The sequence below is a fragment of the Streptomyces sp. SudanB182_2057 genome, from assembly GCF_964272715.1.
Taxonomy (GTDB): domain Bacteria; phylum Actinomycetota; class Actinomycetes; order Streptomycetales; family Streptomycetaceae; genus Streptomyces; species Streptomyces rubradiris.
Window position 1 is genome coordinate 2,444,806 of record NZ_OZ186798.1, and the last position, 15,415, is coordinate 2,460,220.

Here is a 15,415-nt window from a genome sequence, read left to right on the forward strand (position 1 = left end):
GGATCGCCGCATGTCCAAGAGGTTCCCCCGGGTCGGCAGGCGCGCGGCGCTGCGAGGCGCGGCCGTCGGTGTCGTGGCCCTCGGGCTGCTGTTGTGGTGGCTGCTGCCGCTCGGCGAGAAGCCGCCGAGCGGGACGATCGTGTTCAGCACCGGTACGCCCCGCGGGGTACCAGGAGTACGGCGAGCGGCTGCGCACCGAGATGGGCAAGGACATGCCCGGGCTGACGGTGAAGTTGCTCCACAGCGCCGGTTCCCAGGAGAACGTGGAGCGGCTGGCGTCCGGGCGGGCGGACTTCACCATCGCGGCGGCCGACGCGGTGGCGGCGTACGGGCTCCGGCAGGGCAAGGGCGCCGAGCGGCTGCGCGGAGTGGCCCGGCTCTACGACGACTACGTGCAGCTCATCGTGGCCCCGGGCTCGGGCATCAACGATGTCGGGGACCTGCGGCACAAGCGGGTGGCGATCGGACAGCCGGATTCGGGGGTGCGGCTGATAGCGGAGCGGGTGCTGCGGGCCGCCGATATCGATCCCCGCGAGGACATCACCCCCTCCTCGGACGGCATCGACACCGGGCCGGGTCGGCTGCGGGAGGGGAAGATCGACGCCTTCTTCTGGTCCGGCGGGCTGCCCACGAAGGGGCTGGCCGCACTGGCGCAGAAGGGTGCCTTCCAGTTCGTGCCGATCGACGACGACCTGGTCGCCCGGCTGCACGGCCAGGGCGAGTGGGCGCGCTACTACCGGTCCACGAAGATCCCCGAGTCGGCCTACCCGAACGTGCAGCGGGGCGCCGAGGTGCCGACCATCGCCGTGTCCAACGTGCTGGTGACCCGTACGGACGTCGATCCCCGGCTGACCGAGTGGGTGACCCGCACGGTGATCGACAGCCGGGACGGCATCGGCGCCCATGTCCACTCCGCGCAACTGGTCGACCTGCGCACCGCCATCTACACCGGCCCGCTGCCGCTCCAGGAGGGCGCCCGGCGCTACTACCGGTCGGTCAAGCCCTGACGGACGACCGGCGTACGCGGTACGGCCCGGGCGGCTCGGGGTGGGTTCGGGGTGGGTTCGGCGCGCGCCGTTCGCCTAGTAGTGCTTCGTTACGTTGAGTGATCACGGCTGATGGTGGGCAGCTTCCTGGAGTGAGGTTGGGGGAAGCGGAACGGCTCCGGGGCGAGTTGGCGGAGTTCGTTGCCGATGTGTTCGGGTCGTTTCCGCGGCGGGATCAGCGGCGGTGGGGCGAGTGCTATCTGCGAGGCTTGATGCTCGATGGCCGGCGCAAGTCCATCCAGCCGATGGCCGAGCGTCTGCCGGACGGGAACATGCAGGCCCTGCAGCAGTTCGTGAACCAGTCGCCGTGGGATCCCTTACCGGTGAGGCGGCGGATCGCCGAGCGGTTGTGCGAGGCCATCCGCCCTGAGGTGTGGGTGATCGACGACGTGTCGTTCCCCAAGTGCGGCACCGCGTCGGTGGGTGTGGCCCGCCAGTACTGCGGAGCGGTCGGCAAACGGGCGAACTGCCAGGTCGCGGTCAGTGTCCATGCCGCCACCGACACCGCCTCATGCCCGCTGCAGTGGCAGTTGTATCTGCCGCGTGAGTGGACGGACGAGCCGGACCGGTGCCGCAGGGCAGGAGTCCCCGACGACGTGGTGCACCGGGAGAAGTGGCGTCTGGCGCTCGGCCTTTTGGACACGCTCGCCCAGTGGCAGTTGAAGGCGCCGGTCGTGGTCGCCGACGCCGGCTACGGCGTCAGTACCCCGTTCCGGCTCGGCCTCCAGGCGCGAGGGCTGTCCTATGTCCTGGCCCTGAACGGGAAGGAAGTCGCTCACTTGGAGGATGCCGAGCCGCACCAGCCTGCTTATGGCGGGCTCGGACCACCCACCCTTCCCCGCTACCGCACCCCACCGCGAGCCGTCTGCGTCCTCGCCGCGCAGGCGGGTGCCAAGCAGTTCACCGAGGTGACCTGGAGGCAGGGCAGCAAAGGCGCGATGACCTCACGGTTCGCGGTGCTGACCGTGCGGCCCGCGGGCAAGCAGTCCCTGGCCGCAGCTCAGGAGGCCGGCGGCGGCCGCAACCAGTGGGACGGCGTCCTGCCCGTCCAGACACTCCTCATCGAATGGCCGGACGGCCAGGACACCCCGACGGACTACTGGATATCGAACCTGCCCGCCACCACACCAGTCGCTGACCTGGTGCGGTGGGCCAAGATGCGCTGGCGGATCGAGCACGATTACCGCGAGCTCAAGCACGGCCTCGGACTGGACCATTTCGAGGGCCGCACCTGGCGCGGCTGGCACCATCACGTCACCCTCGTCACCGCCGCACAAGCCTTCCTCACCCTCAGGCGGCACGACCCAAAAGCCCGCATACCGGCCTGACCCTCTACCAGGTCCTCGACGCTCTTCAGGACCTGCTGAGGTGCTGGACCGGTACCTGCGCCACCTGCGGACGACCCCTGCCCAGCCCTCGGAGAAGCCGCAGACAGCCCAGAACCTAACGAAGCACTACTAGGACTTGTCCGGGCGATCAAGTTCGCAGCCAGATGATCAGGGCTGCCGCTGTGGCGGTGCCGAGGAAGACGTACCCGCGTTTGTCGTAGCGGGTGGCGACTGCCCGGGACTGCTTCAGCCGGTTGATCGCCCGCTCGACCGTGTTGCGTTTCTTGTAGCGGTCTTCGTCGAAGCCGGGTGGCCGTCCGCCACGCGAGCCCTTTCGCAGGCGGGCGGCCTGGCTGTCGGTCTTCTCGGGGATCGTGTGGCGGATGCCCCGCCGTCGCAGGTACTCGCGGCAGGGTCCGTTGCTGTAAGCCTTGTCGGCCGCCAGGCTGTCGGGTTTCTTGCGCGGCCTGCCCGGTCCGGTCCGGGGGACGCGGATCTTTTCAAGGACCGGCTTGAACTGGGTGCAGTCCGCCCTCTGCCCGCCGGTGACCACCACAGACAACGGGCGGCAGCGACCGTCCGCGCTCAGGTGGAGCTTGCTGGTGAACCCGCCCCGCGAGCGCCCCAGGCCCTCACCTCCAGCACCACCTCCACCAGGCGGGCGAGCAGGCTCTGCCACGGCGTTTCGCCCTGGTGTTCCATCTCTTCGGCCCCCTTTGACGCCGGCGGCGGCTCGGTCCGGGCTCCGGCCGCGTGCTGATGAGCACGCACGATGGTGGAGTCCACCGCGATGTCCCAGTCGATCTCACCCGCCGCGTCGGCCGCGGCCTGGACCTGCTGGAGCAGACGCTCCCAGGTGCCGTCGGCCGACCACAGCCGGTGGCGTTCGTAGACGGTCTTCCACGGCCCGAACCGTTCGGGCAGGTCACGCCACTGCACCCCGGTCCGCACCCGATGCAGAATCCCGTCGATCACCTGCCGGTGGTCCCGCCACCTGCCACAACGCCTGTTACTGACCGGCAGGAACGGCCGCAGCCGTTCCCACTCGGCATCCGTCAGATCACCCCGCCCCATGTCCACATCAACGACCCGAGCGCAAAGTAGTCACATGATCGGCCGGACAAGTCCTAGCGGGCGCCCGGAGCCGGCTCGGTGGCCGGTGGGTGCCGTGGCACGCTGACGGTGACGCGGAGTCCGCGTGGCTCGTGGTGGGCGAAGTCGACCGAGCCGCCGCCCGCCGCGAGCAGGGCGCGGGTGATGGACAGGCCCAGGCCCGAGCCCTTGACGTTCTGGTGCCGGCCGCTGCGCCAGAACCGGTCGCCCACGCGCGCGAGTTCCTCGTCGGTGAGGCCGGGCCCGGTGTCCGTGACGACGACCGTGGTGGTGTGGCCGTCGGCGGAGACGGCGACCTCGACCGTGCCGCCCTCGGGGGTGAACTTCACGGCGTTGTCGATCACCGCGTCCAGGGCGCTGGACAGGGCGATCGGGTCGGCCCAGGCGGTGGTGGGCGGGCAGTTCCCGGTCAGGCGCACGCCCTTGGCCCCGGCGGCCGGTGCCCAGGCGGCCACCCGCTCCCCGGCCAGCGCGCCGATGTCGGTCAGCCCCAGGTCGGCCTCGGCGTGCTCGGCCAGCGCCAGGTCGAGCAGGTCGTCCAGGACCTGCGCGAGGCGCTTGCCCTCGGTGCGGACCGAGGCGATCTCGGCGTGGTTCTCGGGGAGTTCGAGGGCGAGCAGTTCGATGCGCAGCAGCAGCGCCGCGAGCGGGTTGCGCAACTGGTGCGAGGCGTCGGCGACGAAGGCGCGCTGCTGCTCCAGCACGGCCTCGACGTTGTGCGCCATCTCGTTGAACGATCGGGCCAGCCGTCTGAGTTCCGGCGGCCCGCCGGCCACCGCGACGCGGGACTTGAGCCGCCCGGTGGCGATGTCGTGCGTGGTGGCGTCCAGGACCCTGACCGGCTTGAGCACCCAGCCGGTCAGCCGGAGCGCGGCGCCGACCGCGAGCAGCATGGCCGCGATCTCCCCGGCGCCTATGACCAGCCAGCCGTGCAGGATCCGCGAACGCAGCTGCTCGGTGGGCGAGTCGGTGACCACGACGGCGACGACGTCCCCGTCCCGGATCACCGGTGAGGCGACGACGAGCCGGCTGTGCTGCCAGGGCCACGCCTGCGGCGGATCGTGGCTGCGCCGGCTGAGCAGCGCCTCGTCGAACGCCCGGCGTACCTCACCCGCGCGCGGGACGAACCAGTCGCCGGGCGCGTTGGCCATCGCCTCCGTACCCTTGCGGTAGAAGACGCCCGCGCGTATGCCGTAGACGTCGTAGTAGCTCTCCAGTTCGCTGCGCAGACTCGCCCGGCGCTCGTCGGTGGTGGTGCGGCGCGATCCGCCTGGTCCGTCGGTGACGAACTGGGCGAGCGCGGCGAACCGGGCCGCGTCGTCCATCCGGTCGACCACGACCCGTTGCTGCTGGGCGGCGGCGAGGCTGCCGGCGAGCGGGATGCCGAGCGCGAGCAGGACGGCCGCCAGCAGCACGATGAGCAGCGGGAGGAGGCGTGTGCGCACCCGTCCCCGCTAGGCGGCCGGGGCGACGAGCCGGTAGCCGACGCCGCGTACGGTCTCGATCAGCGCGGGCTGGCGCAGTTTGCCGCGCAGGGAGGCGACGTGCACCTCCAGGGTGCGGCCGGTGCCCTCCCAACTGGTGCGCCAGACCTCGCTGATGATCTGCTCCCGCCGGAAGACCACGCCGGGCCGCTGCGCGAGCAGGGCGAGCAGGTCGAACTCCTTGCGGGTCAGCTGGACCAGCGCGCCGTCCACGCTGACCTGGCGGGTGGGCAGTTCGATCCGGACGGGGCCGAGCAGCAGGGCGCTCTCACCGGCGCTGACGGGGTCCTCCGGGACGGTGCGGCGGCTGACGGCGTGTATCCGGGCGAGCAGTTCCCCGGTGTCGTACGGCTTGACCACGTAGTCGTCGGCGCCCAGGTTGAGGCCGTGGATGCGGGAGCGTACGTCGGCGCGGGCGGTCACCATGATCACCGGGGTGCTGGTGCGCTTGCGGATCTTGCCGCAGACCTCGTAGCCGTCCTGGTCGGGCAGGCCGAGGTCGAGCAGGACGACGCCGAAGCCGTTGCCCTCGGGGACGAGTGCCTGGAGGGCCTCCTCGCCGCTGCGCGCGTGGGTGACCTGGAAGCCGTGGCGCGCGAGGACGGCGGACAGGGCCGCGGCGACGTGGTTGTCGTCCTCGACGAGCAGCAGTCTCATTCAGGCCCCCTCCGGTTCAGCGGTCGTACGCTCTCGGTTTCCGTCGGTCTTGTAGATCACGGGCACGCGCGCGTGCACCATGGCAGTGACGCCGATGGAAGAGGACGGCGTCAAGGGGGTTCGGGTTGCCCGCCCCTTCCGTTATCCGGCCGATACGCGCGCCGGCCCTAAGTGCTACGACACGTGTCCGATTGCTACCGGATCGTGATGCTCAGATCTCCCTCAGATGTGATGACGCAGGTCACAGCGCCTCACTACTGTCCTCGGAAACCCGAGGAGGACGGAGCCCGAGAGCGATGACCAAAGTAACGGTGGCCAAGGAAGACGTGGCCGCGTCCGACGAACTGGTCGTCCTGAAGAGCGTCAACAAGCACTTCGGCGCGTTGCACGTGCTCCAGGACATCGACCTGACGATCGCCCGCGGCGAGGTCGTCGTGGTCATCGGGCCCTCCGGGTCCGGTAAGTCGACGCTGTGCCGCACCATCAACCGCCTGGAGACGATCGACTCGGGCGCGATCACGATCGACGGCAAGCCCCTGCCGCACGAGGGCCGGGAGCTGGCCCGGCTGCGGGCGGACGTCGGGATGGTGTTCCAGTCGTTCAACCTGTTCGCGCACAAGACCGTGCTCGAGAACGTGATGCTGGGTCAGGTCAAGGTCCGCAAGGCGGACAAGAAGAAGGCCGAGGAGAAGGCCCGGGCGCTGCTGGACCGGGTCGGCGTGGGCACCCAGGCCGACAAGTACCCCGCCCAGTTGTCCGGCGGTCAGCAGCAGCGGGTGGCGATCGCGCGGGCGCTGGCGATGGACCCGAAGGTCATGCTGTTCGACGAGCCGACCTCCGCGCTCGACCCCGAGATGATCAACGAGGTCCTGGAGGTCATGCAGCAGCTCGCGCGCGAGGGCATGACGATGATCGTCGTCACCCACGAGATGGGTTTCGCGCGGTCGGCCGCGAACCGGGTCGTCTTCATGGCGGACGGTCGGATCGTCGAACAATCCTCACCCGACCAGTTCTTCAGCAACCCGCGCAGCGACCGGGCCAAGGACTTCCTGTCCAAGATCCTGCACCACTGACCGGCACGGCCCGGCGCCGCCCGCGCCCCAGGGACTCGTTCCTCACCACTCAGAAGGATGTTCACGATGAAGCTCCGCAAGGTCACCGCCGCCTCGGCCGTCCTCCTCTCCCTGTCCGTGGCCGCCACCGCGTGCGGCGGCGACAAGGACGACAAGGGCTCCGGCGGTGGCAAGAAGATCACCATCGGCATCAAGTTCGACCAGCCGGGCATCGGCCAGAAGACGCCGAAGGGTTACTCGGGTTTCGATGTCGACGTGGCCACCTATGTCGCCAAGAAGCTCGGCTACAAGGAGGACCAGATCGAGTGGACGGAGTCGAAGAGCGCCGACCGCGAGACCATGCTCCAGCGCGGTGACGTCGACTTCATCGTCGCCTCCTACTCCATCACCCCGGAGCGCCAGAAGTCGGTCGACTTCGCCGGCCCGTACCTGCTGGCCCACCAGGACGTGCTGGTCCGCGCGGACGACACCTCCATCAAGTCGGCGCAGGACCTGAACAAGGCGCGGCTGTGCTCGGTCACCGGCTCCACCTCGGCACTGAACGTCAAGGAGAAGCTGGCCCCCAAGGCGCAGCTCCAGAAGTACCCGACGTACTCCGCCTGTCTGACCGGTCTCCAGAACAAGGCGATCGACGCCCTGACCACGGACGACTCGATCCTCGCCGGCTACGCCTCGCAGTCCCAGTTCCGGGGCAAGTTCAAGCTCGGCAACCTGAAGCTGACGAATGAGAACATCGGCATCGGTGTCAAGAAGGGCAGCGACCTCAAGGACAAGATCAACAAGGCCCTTGAGGCGATGGTCTCCGACGGCTCCTGGCAGAAGGCCGTGGACACGAACCTCGGTCCGGCCGGCTACAAGAACGAGCCCGCCCCGAAGATCGGCGACATCAAGAGCTGAGGCAACGCCCGGCGGGTGCGCCGTCCCTGAGGGCGGCGCACCCGGGCATTCCTACACGCGGAAGCGCGGGAGAACGTGTTCGACTTTCTTGACGACTACGACGTATTGGGCGCCTTCTGGACGACGGTGCAGCTCACCCTGTTGTCCGCCGTGGGCTCCCTGATCTGGGGCACCCTGCTGGCGGCCATGCGGGTGGGCCCGGTGCCGTTGATGCGCGGCTTCGGCACCGCCTACGTGAACACCGTGCGGAACATCCCGCTCACGGTGATCATCCTGTTCTCCTCGCTCGGCCTGTACCAGACGCTGGGGATCAAGCTCGGCGCCGGCGACATCGTGGACACGGCCAACTTCCGGCTGGCCGTCCTCGGACTGATCGTCTACACGTCGGCCTTCGTGTGCGAGGCGATCCGCTCCGGCATCAACACGGTGCCGGTCGGCCAGGCGGAGGCCGCGCGCGCCATCGGCCTGAACTTCACCCAGGTGCTGTTCCTGGTCGTGCTGCCGCAGGCGTTCCGCGCGGCCGTCGGCCCGCTGGCCAACGTACTCATCGCGTTGACGAAGAACACGACAGTGGCGTCGGCGATCGGCGTCGCCGAGGCGGCACTGGTGATGAAGGACATGGTCGAGAAGGAGGCGCAGTTGCTGCTGATCTCCGCGATCATCGCCTTCGGCTTCTGCTGCCTGACCCTGCCGACCGGCCTGATCCTCGGCTGGGTGGGCAAGAAGGTGGCGGTGAAGCGATGACTTCGGTCCTGTACGACGCCCAGGGGCCGCGCGCCAAGCGGCGCAACATCCTCTACACGGTGGTCTTCCTCGTCGCGTTCGCGGCCCTGGTGTGGTGGGTGTACACCTCACTGGACGAGAAGCACCAGCTGGACTGGGCGCTGTGGAAGCCCTATCTCGGTGGCGGCACCGAGGCGTACTCGACGTACATATGGCCCGGCCTGGAGAACACGCTGAAGGCGGCGGCGCTGTCGATGGTCATCGCGCTGCCCCTGGGCGCCGTCCTCGGCATCGCCCGGCTGTCGGACCACGTGTGGGTGCGGGTGCCGGCGGCGGTCGTCGTGGAGTTCTTCCGCGCGATCCCCGTCCTGGTCCTGATGATCTTCGGTCTGGCGCTCTTCTCCCAGTACACCGACGTCAGCTCGGACGACCGGCCGATCTACGCGGTCGTCACCGGCCTGGTGCTGTACAACGCGTCCGTCCTGGCCGAGATCGTCCGCGCGGGCATCCTCTCGCTGCCGAAAGGTCAGTCCGAGGCGGCCATGGCGATCGGTCTGCGCAAGGGACAGGTGATGCGGGTCGTCCTGCTGCCGCAGGCGGTCACCGCGATGCTCCCCGCGATCGTCAGCCAGCTGGTGGTCATCGTGAAGGACACCGCACTCGGCGGCGCCGTCCTCACCTTCCCCGAACTGCTCGCCTCGGCGAGCACCATGAGCGGCTACTACGGCGCCAACACGATCGCCTCCTTCACGATCGTCGCCGTGATCTACCTGATCATCAACTTCTCGCTGACCACCTTCGCGAGCTGGCTGGAGGGCCGGCTGCGGCGGCGCAAGAAGTCGACCGGCGCGGTGCTGAGCGTCGACAAGACGACCGAGATCCCGGGCCACGCGGGCACCGGAACCTCGGCCTGACGGAAAGTCAGACCCGAACGCACCACCCGGGGGCAGCGGCATGATCGCCACTGCCCCCGGTCGCTTGACGCGAACTCTGCCAATAGGTTGCATACGTTTTGTGATCGTGCACCCCGCTCCTCCTTCCTGTTCACTTGTCTCCGTCAGGGCATCGTCACGGGCAGGGGGCGTCGCACCATGGACCCGGTGATCATCGTCGGAGCGGGACCCGTCGGACTCGCGCTCGCCCTGCTGCTGACCCGTCAGCACGTGCCCGTCGTCGTCCTGGACGAGGGCCCCGGCAAGGAAGAACCCCGCCCGGCCCGCACCGTCGTCCTGCGCGAGGACACGGCCGCCCTGCTGGAACGGCTGACCGGGGTGGCGCTCGGCGACCACGGAGTGCGCTGGGCCGGATGGCGGTCCGTCAGGCGCAAGCAGGTGATGACCGAGATCACCTTCGCCGAGGACGACCCCGCCGCCCCCCTGCACATCGCCCAGCACATCGTGACGAACGCCCTGCGCGCCGCCCTCGCCGGCGAACCGCTGGCCGAGGTGGCCACCGACAGCCGCCTGGACGCCGTCGAACAGGAACGGGACGGTGTCACCGCGCACACCCGCGGCCCGAAGGCGACCTGGTGGCGCGGCAGTTACCTGGTCGGCTGCGACGGCCCCCGCTCGACCGTGCGCAAGCTCCAGGACATCCGCTTTCCCGGCCGCACGGCGGTGGAACGGCACGCGGTCGCCGCACTGCGGACGGAACTTCCCTGGGAAGGTCAGGCGTTGCTCCACCGGATGCCGCCGTGGCGGTCGTCCGGGCCCTCGGCCGGGGAGGTGACCGCCCGCCCCCTCCCGGACGGCGCCTGGCGCCTGGACTGGCTGCTGCCGCCGGGCAAGGACCTGGTCACGCCCGAGCTCCTGCTGACCCGCGTCCGCGAGACGCTCACGGGCTGGACGGGCAGTGACGCACCGGCGTACGACCTGCTCGACACCGGTGTCCACACGGTGCACCACCGGCTGGCCCGCCGGTGGCGCGCCGGCCGGGTCTTCCTCGCCGGGGACGCGGCCCATCTGCTCGGCGCGTTCGGCACCCAGGGGCTCGACGAGGGCCTGCGGGACGCCGACAACCTCGCCTGGAAGCTGGCCACGGCCTGGCACCACGGCCCGCACGAGGCCCTGCTGGACAGCTACCAGACCGAGCGGCGCGCGGTGGTCGCCGCCCGGCTGCGCGCCGCCGACCAGGCGCTGCCGGTGCTGCGCGGCGGCGGGCTGCGCGGCATCGTCCCGGGCGCGGCGCGCGGGCAGGACGCGCAGTTCACCGACGGCCACCTGGGGCGCGGTGCGCTGGGCGCGTCCGGCGGCCACGCCGGCTCGCCGCTCATGCCCCGGCACCTGGAGGCGGCGATCCCCGTCGACACCCCGCCCGGCGCCCAGGTGACCGACGTCCGGGTCACGGCCGAGGACGGCTCCTTCGTCCAGCTGCGGGACCGGCTCGGCCGCGGCGCGCTGCTGGTCGTACTGATCGCGCCGGGTACGGGGGTGTGGGACCGCAAGCACTGGGTGTCCGCCGGCGTGATGCCCCGGCTCGCGGCGGCCGTGACCGCGCTCCCGCACCCCGCCGAGCTGCTGGTCGCCGAGAGCTACCCGGGCGCGCCGGCGCACAGCGTGCTGCTGGTACGCCCCGACGGCCACCTGGTCACCGCGCTGAGCGGGGTCCGCCCCGCCGACCTGTACACGGCGGCGGAGGCCACGCTGGGAGGCTCGGCACCGGAGGCGGAGCCGGGGGCGGAAGAGGCGCGGGAGCCGGAGCGGGAGCAGACGGAGCAGCCGATGAGTGAGCGGGCGGCGACGGCGGAAGCGGGCTCGGGCCTGCGCTGACGCTCCGCTCGGGGCGGCCGGGAGGGGCCCGGCTCCGGGGCGGTCCGCCCCGCCCCAGGCGCGCACGAAGGTGCCCAAGCACGGCCCGCCCAGGCGCACACGAAGGAGCCCTACCCCGGCCCGCCCCAGGCACGAACGAAGACTTCCGAACCCGGCCCGCGCCAGGCGCGCACGAAGGTGCCCGGCCTCCGGCCGCGCCGGGCGCTGCGCGGGTGGTGTCCGCCTCCGGCCTGCGCCGATTGCACGCTCCCGCTCTCCGTCCACGGGGTGACACTCGGTTGACCAAGGTGGGCCGGCATGCTGTACTCCCGATCGTGACCGACACCTACGTGCGCCTGTGGCGGAGGGTCCATATGGACCTCGTCCGCTACGCGGGCTGCGTGTGTCGCCCGTCCTGCTGAATTCGCCTCCCTTTTCTCACCGGGCGCCGTCGCGCGCCCGTTTCCGCGAACTTCCAGGACGGTGCCCGTGTCTGTCCCCTCCCCCCTGCCCGCGTCCGTGTCCACCGCGGCCACGCCGCCCACGCAGGCGGACCTCCTCGACTTCGTCCGGCGTACGGCGGCCGACGCCGAGCTGATCGCCTCCCTCCCGCTCGATCCGGAGGGCCGCACCTGGGTGCGGCTCAAGGGGCCCGGCGGCAGCGAGGCATGGCTGATCGGCTGGCCGCCCGGCACCGGCACCGGCTGGCACGACCACGCCGACTCGGTCGGCGCCTTCCTCACCGCCTCGGGCGAGCTGACCGAGAACTCCCTCGCCGCCCGGCTGCCCACCGACGGCTGGAAGACCCTGGAACTCACCGACGGAGTGGACCGCGTACGCCGGCTGCCCGCCGGACAGGGCCGCGGCTTCGGCCGCCACCATGTGCACGAGGTGCTCAACGAGTCCACGGAGCGACACGCGATCTCCGTCCACGCCTACTACCCGCCGCTCCCCCACATCCGTCGTTACAGCCGCACCGGCCAGGTCCTGCGCCTGGAGCAGGTCGAACGCCCGGAGGACTGGCAGTGAGCGGCACCGGCGAACAGCCGACGGCAACCGGAACGACCGGCGAACGGCCCCCCGGCATCGACGAGCTGCTGGAGCGGGTCCGCGCGGGCTACCGGCGCATCGAGGCGCGGGAGGCGCACAAGGCGGCTCTCGTCGGTGACGCGCTGCTGGTCGACATCCGGTACGCGGCCCTGCGCGAACGGGACGGACTCATCCCGGGTGCCGTCGTGGTCGAGCGCAACGAGCTGGAGTGGCGCCTCGATCCGCAGGGCAGCCACCGTCTGCCCGAGACCACCGGCCACGACCTGCGCATCGTGGTGATCTGCAACGAGGGGTACGCCTCCAGCCTCGCCGCCGCCTCCCTCCACCAGCTGGGCCTGCACCGGGCGACGGACCTGGTGGGCGGTTTCCAGGCGTGGCGGGCGGAGGGCCTGCCGGTGGAGCCGGCGGCGGCCTGAGGACAGCACAGGCGCTGCGGACATGGGTACGCGCCACGGCCACCGGTGTCACTCCCTCGCCGTGGCGACCGTCACCGCCCGCACCCGCAGCGCCGTGCGCCCCGGCACGGCACTGGCCACCAGCGCGAGAACACCGGCGAACCCGACGACGGCGACGTAGAGCAGCGGGGTGACCGTGGGCGCGGCCCGGCCCGTCATGCCGAGGCTGAAGGCGGTGAGCACGGCGAGGGCGATCCCGCTGCCGAGGAAGGTGGCGAGGAACAGTACGGACAGCGTCTCGGTGCGCAGCATGCGCAGGACCTGCCGCCGGGTCGCGCCGGCGAGGCGGAGCAGCGCGAACTCCCGTACCCGTTCGGCGACCGACATGGCGAGCGTGTTGCCGACGGCGATGGCGGTGAAGGCCAGTACCAGCCCCATGGCGAGGTAGTTGACCTCCGCGTTCGTCCGCTGCTGGTCGGCCTGGAGGGCATCGGCGGCGGCCGGCGAAAGAACCCGCACACCCGGGAACTCACGGAGGGTAGCCGACAGTTCTCCCTGTGTACGGCTCGTGCTGACGAGGACGGAGGAGGCGAGCGGGTTGTCGACGTGGCGGGCCACGAGGTCGTGGTCGAAGGTGAGGTCGCCGAAGCCGAGACCCTTGGCGTAGACGGCGGCGACGGTGAGCGTGGCGGGTGTGCCGTCGCCGAGCGTGACTTCCAGGGTGCTGCCCGGCGACAGATGCCGCTGGTCGGCGGCCACTTCGCTGACGGCTACGGTGCCGGGGCCGAGCCGGCCGAGGGAGCCGGCGGTGACCTCGGGGTCCCAGGTGCGGGTCAGGCCCGCCGGGGTGACGCCCTGCGCGGGGTACTTGTCCAGGCCGACGCGAACGGTGGTGCGGACCACCTCGGTGACCGTGTCGTGCCGTGCGCGCAGTCGCTCGGCGGCCTCGCCGGGGACGCCGGGCCCCTGCGCGGCCACGACCCAGTCGGCCCGGACGCCTTCGCGGACCTGGGTACGGGCGGCGTCCCCCAGGGTGGCCTGGACGAACAGGACGGTGCAGGTCATGCCGACGAGCAGGGTCAGCGGGGTGACGACGGAGGCCATGCGGGCGGCGTTGCCGCGCAGGTTGGCGGTGGCGAGCCGGCCGCCGTGCCCGGTGAGCCGGAGGGGGCCGGCCAGCAGCAGCGCGCCGGCCCTGACCAGGAGCGGACCGAGCAGGGCCACGGAGGTGGACAGGACGACGACGGCGAGGAAGGTCACGGGGGTGGAGGCGGGCTCGGTGCGCAGGGAGGCGAGGACGATGACGAGGACGACTCCCCCGGCCAGGAGCAGCAGCCCGGCGGCGATCCGGCCGAGGGCGGGCCGGGTGGGCTCGGTCCTGGCTTCGGCCAGGGCCTCGGCCGGGCGGATCCGGGCGATCCTGCGGCCGGCGATCCGGGCCGCCGCCCAGGCGGCGAGCAGGGTGGCGGCGAGCGCCACGACGGGCGGGAGGACACCGACGGCCGGTTCGAGCGTGTCGGGTACGGCGCCCAGCGCGACGAACCGGGAGAACAGCCAGCCGCCCAGCGGCAGTCCGAGCAGCGCGCCGGCCGCGCCCGCCGCCGCGCCGACGATCAGCGCCTCCCGGCCGAGCAGCCCGCGGATCTGCCCGGAGGTGGCGGCGATGGCCCGGAGCAGGGCCAGTTCACGGTGGCGCTGCTGGACGGTGAGCGCGAAGGTGCCGACGACCACCAGCACCGCCACCAGCAGCGAGGTGCCGCCCATCGCCGCGCCCATGCTGATCAGCCGGGTGCGGGCGGCGGCCGCGTCCAGGAACTCGACGGGTCCGCGGGCGTCGCCGGTGCCGACCCGGGCCGTGGTGCCGTGCAGCGCCCGCGCCACGGCCTGGCGCACCCGCTCGGGGTCCGCCCCCTGGTCCGGCAGCACGCCGAACGCGGTGACCTGCCCGGGGTGCGCGGCCAGCCGGCGGGCCTCGGCGGCGGTGAAGAACAGGGAGGTCTGGTGGCGCACGGGGGTGGCCGGGGTGGCGATACCGGTGATGCGGTAGCTCCGCGGGGCCCGCGTGGACTGCACGGTGAGCCGGTCGCCGGGCCGGAGCCGGGCCCGTGCGGCGAGATCGGCGTCGATGACGAGGTCACCGGAGGCCGTGGGCGCGCGGCCCGTGGTCAGCCGGTACGGGGTGAGCGCGGCGGAGTCCCAGGCGTGGCCGTAGCCGGGACGGCCGCCGGTGCCGGCCGGGGTCGACGGCTGGGCGAGGAAGGTGAGTTCGGGGACGACCCGGGCCACGCCGGGGGTGCGGGCGAGCCTGTCGCGCAGCTGGGCGGGAAGCCAGGCGCGCTCGGCGATGGGCTTCGCCTTGTGTTTGACCTTGGTCTTGCCGTGCTTGTGCTTGACGGTGGTCCGGTGCACCTGCTGGTCCGCGCTGACCACGATGGGCGCGGCGGCATAGCGCTCGGTACGGATGGCGCCCCGCAGGCCGGTGTCGAGGAGCGTGCCGCACGCGGTGATCAGTGCCGCGGCGCACATCAGGGCGAGGAAGGCGCCGAGAAAACCGGCCTTCCGGGCCCGGACGGTCCGCAGGGCGTATCGCAGCATCATGGGGACGGGCTCTCTTCTGTTGTACGCGCGCACGCGTCGGTCGCGTGCGCGGGGCGCGCGTAACAGAGTCACCGCTCAGGGGGCGGGAGAGCACTCCGGCGACCCGGCGTCTCGGCAGGGGGCACCCCACCCTCGCGGGGCGGGGGTTAGCCCCACCCCGGCCGACGCCGACAGCCACACCGACCGGACAGCCACGTCGGCACCCACGCCGACGCCGACGCCCACGCCCACGCCCACGCCCACGCCCACGCCGATCAGGGGTAGCCCCCGCATCCCCGAGCGATCAACAGGCCCCGTGCTCCCG

General features: G+C 71.6%; 13 protein-coding genes and 1 pseudogene. 10 read left to right on the plus strand and 4 right to left on the minus strand.

Annotated elements, in window-relative coordinates:
* Positions 1–10 precede the first annotated feature (10 nt).
* Together ACSURM_RS10315 and ACSURM_RS10320 are read left to right on the plus strand one after the other, a co-directional pair.
* Positions 11–1,007: pseudogene (locus tag ACSURM_RS10315) on the plus strand (TAXI family TRAP transporter solute-binding subunit).
* 131 nt (positions 1,008–1,138) lie between these two features.
* The gene (locus tag ACSURM_RS10320; protein WP_436954711.1) at positions 1,139–2,374 is read left to right on the plus strand and encodes an IS701 family transposase; all 1,236 of its coding nucleotides are present in this window, start codon (positions 1,139–1,141) and stop codon (positions 2,372–2,374) included.
* A 148-nt stretch (positions 2,375–2,522) separates the two neighbouring features.
* Here ACSURM_RS10320 and ACSURM_RS10325 read toward each other — a convergent pair.
* The 3 genes from ACSURM_RS10325 to ACSURM_RS10335 all read right to left on the minus strand — a co-directional run bounded on the left by ACSURM_RS10325 (position 2,523) and on the right by ACSURM_RS10335 (position 5,628).
* Positions 2,523–3,448 (minus strand): IS5 family transposase gene (locus tag ACSURM_RS10325; protein ID WP_436952712.1). Its coding sequence is split into 2 segments (ribosomal slippage): positions 2,523–3,068 and positions 3,071–3,448, totalling 924 coding nucleotides; the frame shifts between segments, so codons are not numbered across the junction.
* A 53-nt stretch (positions 3,449–3,501) separates the two neighbouring features.
* Positions 3,502–4,932: a sensor histidine kinase gene (locus tag ACSURM_RS10330; RefSeq protein ID WP_436954712.1), complete on the minus strand. Its 1,431-nt coding sequence runs from the start codon at positions 4,930–4,932 to the stop codon at positions 3,502–3,504.
* A gap of 9 nt (positions 4,933–4,941) precedes the next feature.
* Positions 4,942–5,628, minus strand: coding sequence for a response regulator transcription factor (locus ACSURM_RS10335; protein ID WP_436954713.1), 687 nt, complete (start codon positions 5,626–5,628; stop codon positions 4,942–4,944).
* 296 nt (positions 5,629–5,924) lie between these two features.
* Here ACSURM_RS10335 and ACSURM_RS10340 point away from each other — a divergent pair, with 296 nt between their 5' ends.
* The 8 genes from ACSURM_RS10340 to ACSURM_RS10375 all read left to right on the plus strand — a co-directional run bounded on the left by ACSURM_RS10340 (position 5,925) and on the right by ACSURM_RS10375 (position 12,534).
* A complete protein-coding gene (locus ACSURM_RS10340) occupies positions 5,925–6,701 on the plus strand; it encodes an amino acid ABC transporter ATP-binding protein (RefSeq protein ID WP_359046579.1) in 777 nt (258 codons plus the stop codon).
* Positions 6,702–6,767: 66 nt separating this feature from the next.
* Positions 6,768–7,598 carry a glutamate ABC transporter substrate-binding protein gene (locus ACSURM_RS10345; protein WP_436954714.1) on the plus strand — a complete coding sequence of 277 codons (831 nt, stop codon included), beginning with the start codon at positions 6,768–6,770 and terminating at the stop codon, positions 7,596–7,598.
* Between the two features lie 75 nt (positions 7,599–7,673).
* On the plus strand, positions 7,674–8,342 hold the full coding sequence (locus ACSURM_RS10350) for an amino acid ABC transporter permease (protein ID WP_436954715.1): 669 nt from the start codon (positions 7,674–7,676) through the stop codon (positions 8,340–8,342).
* On the plus strand, positions 8,339–9,235 hold the full coding sequence (locus ACSURM_RS10355; protein WP_436954716.1) for an amino acid ABC transporter permease: 897 nt from the start codon (positions 8,339–8,341) through the stop codon (positions 9,233–9,235). Before ACSURM_RS10350 ends, ACSURM_RS10355 begins: the two co-directional genes overlap by 4 nt.
* Positions 9,236–9,412: 177 nt before the next feature.
* On the plus strand, positions 9,413–11,089 hold the full coding sequence (locus ACSURM_RS10360) for an FAD-dependent monooxygenase (protein ID WP_436954717.1): 1,677 nt from the start codon (positions 9,413–9,415) through the stop codon (positions 11,087–11,089).
* A 329-nt stretch (positions 11,090–11,418) separates the two neighbouring features.
* The gene (locus ACSURM_RS10365) at positions 11,419–11,490 is read left to right on the plus strand and encodes a putative leader peptide (protein WP_309544753.1); all 72 of its coding nucleotides are present in this window, start codon (positions 11,419–11,421) and stop codon (positions 11,488–11,490) included.
* 67 nt (positions 11,491–11,557) lie between these two features.
* Positions 11,558–12,097, plus strand: coding sequence for a cysteine dioxygenase (locus tag ACSURM_RS10370; RefSeq protein ID WP_436954718.1), 540 nt, complete (start codon positions 11,558–11,560; stop codon positions 12,095–12,097).
* Complete coding sequence (locus ACSURM_RS10375) at positions 12,094–12,534, plus strand: rhodanese-like domain-containing protein (protein WP_436954719.1); 441 nt, start codon at positions 12,094–12,096, stop codon at positions 12,532–12,534. The genes ACSURM_RS10370 and ACSURM_RS10375 overlap by 4 nt, the downstream gene beginning before the upstream one ends.
* Positions 12,535–12,582: 48 nt before the next feature.
* Here the strand turns inward: ACSURM_RS10375 and ACSURM_RS10380 are convergent, their stop codons facing one another.
* A complete protein-coding gene (locus ACSURM_RS10380) occupies positions 12,583–15,111 on the minus strand; it encodes an FtsX-like permease family protein (RefSeq protein WP_436954720.1) in 2,529 nt (842 codons plus the stop codon).
* Positions 15,112–15,415 lie beyond the last annotated feature (304 nt).

What these genes read in the sequence shown, in the direction of transcription:
- ACSURM_RS10335 (WP_436954713.1), bottom strand. Translation starts at nt 5,628, where the DNA reads ATGAGACTGCTGCTCGTCGAGGACGACAACCACGTCGCCGCGGCCCTG.
- ACSURM_RS10340 (WP_359046579.1), top strand. Translation starts at nt 5,925, where the DNA reads ATGACCAAAGTAACGGTGGCCAAGGAAGACGTGGCCGCGTCCGACGAA.
- ACSURM_RS10345 (WP_436954714.1), top strand. Translation starts at nt 6,768, where the DNA reads ATGAAGCTCCGCAAGGTCACCGCCGCCTCGGCCGTCCTCCTCTCCCTG.
- ACSURM_RS10355 (WP_436954716.1), top strand. Translation starts at nt 8,339, where the DNA reads ATGACTTCGGTCCTGTACGACGCCCAGGGGCCGCGCGCCAAGCGGCGC.
- ACSURM_RS10360 (WP_436954717.1), top strand. Translation starts at nt 9,413, where the DNA reads ATGGACCCGGTGATCATCGTCGGAGCGGGACCCGTCGGACTCGCGCTC.
- ACSURM_RS10380 (WP_436954720.1), bottom strand. Translation starts at nt 15,111, where the DNA reads ATGATGCTGCGATACGCCCTGCGGACCGTCCGGGCCCGGAAGGCCGGT.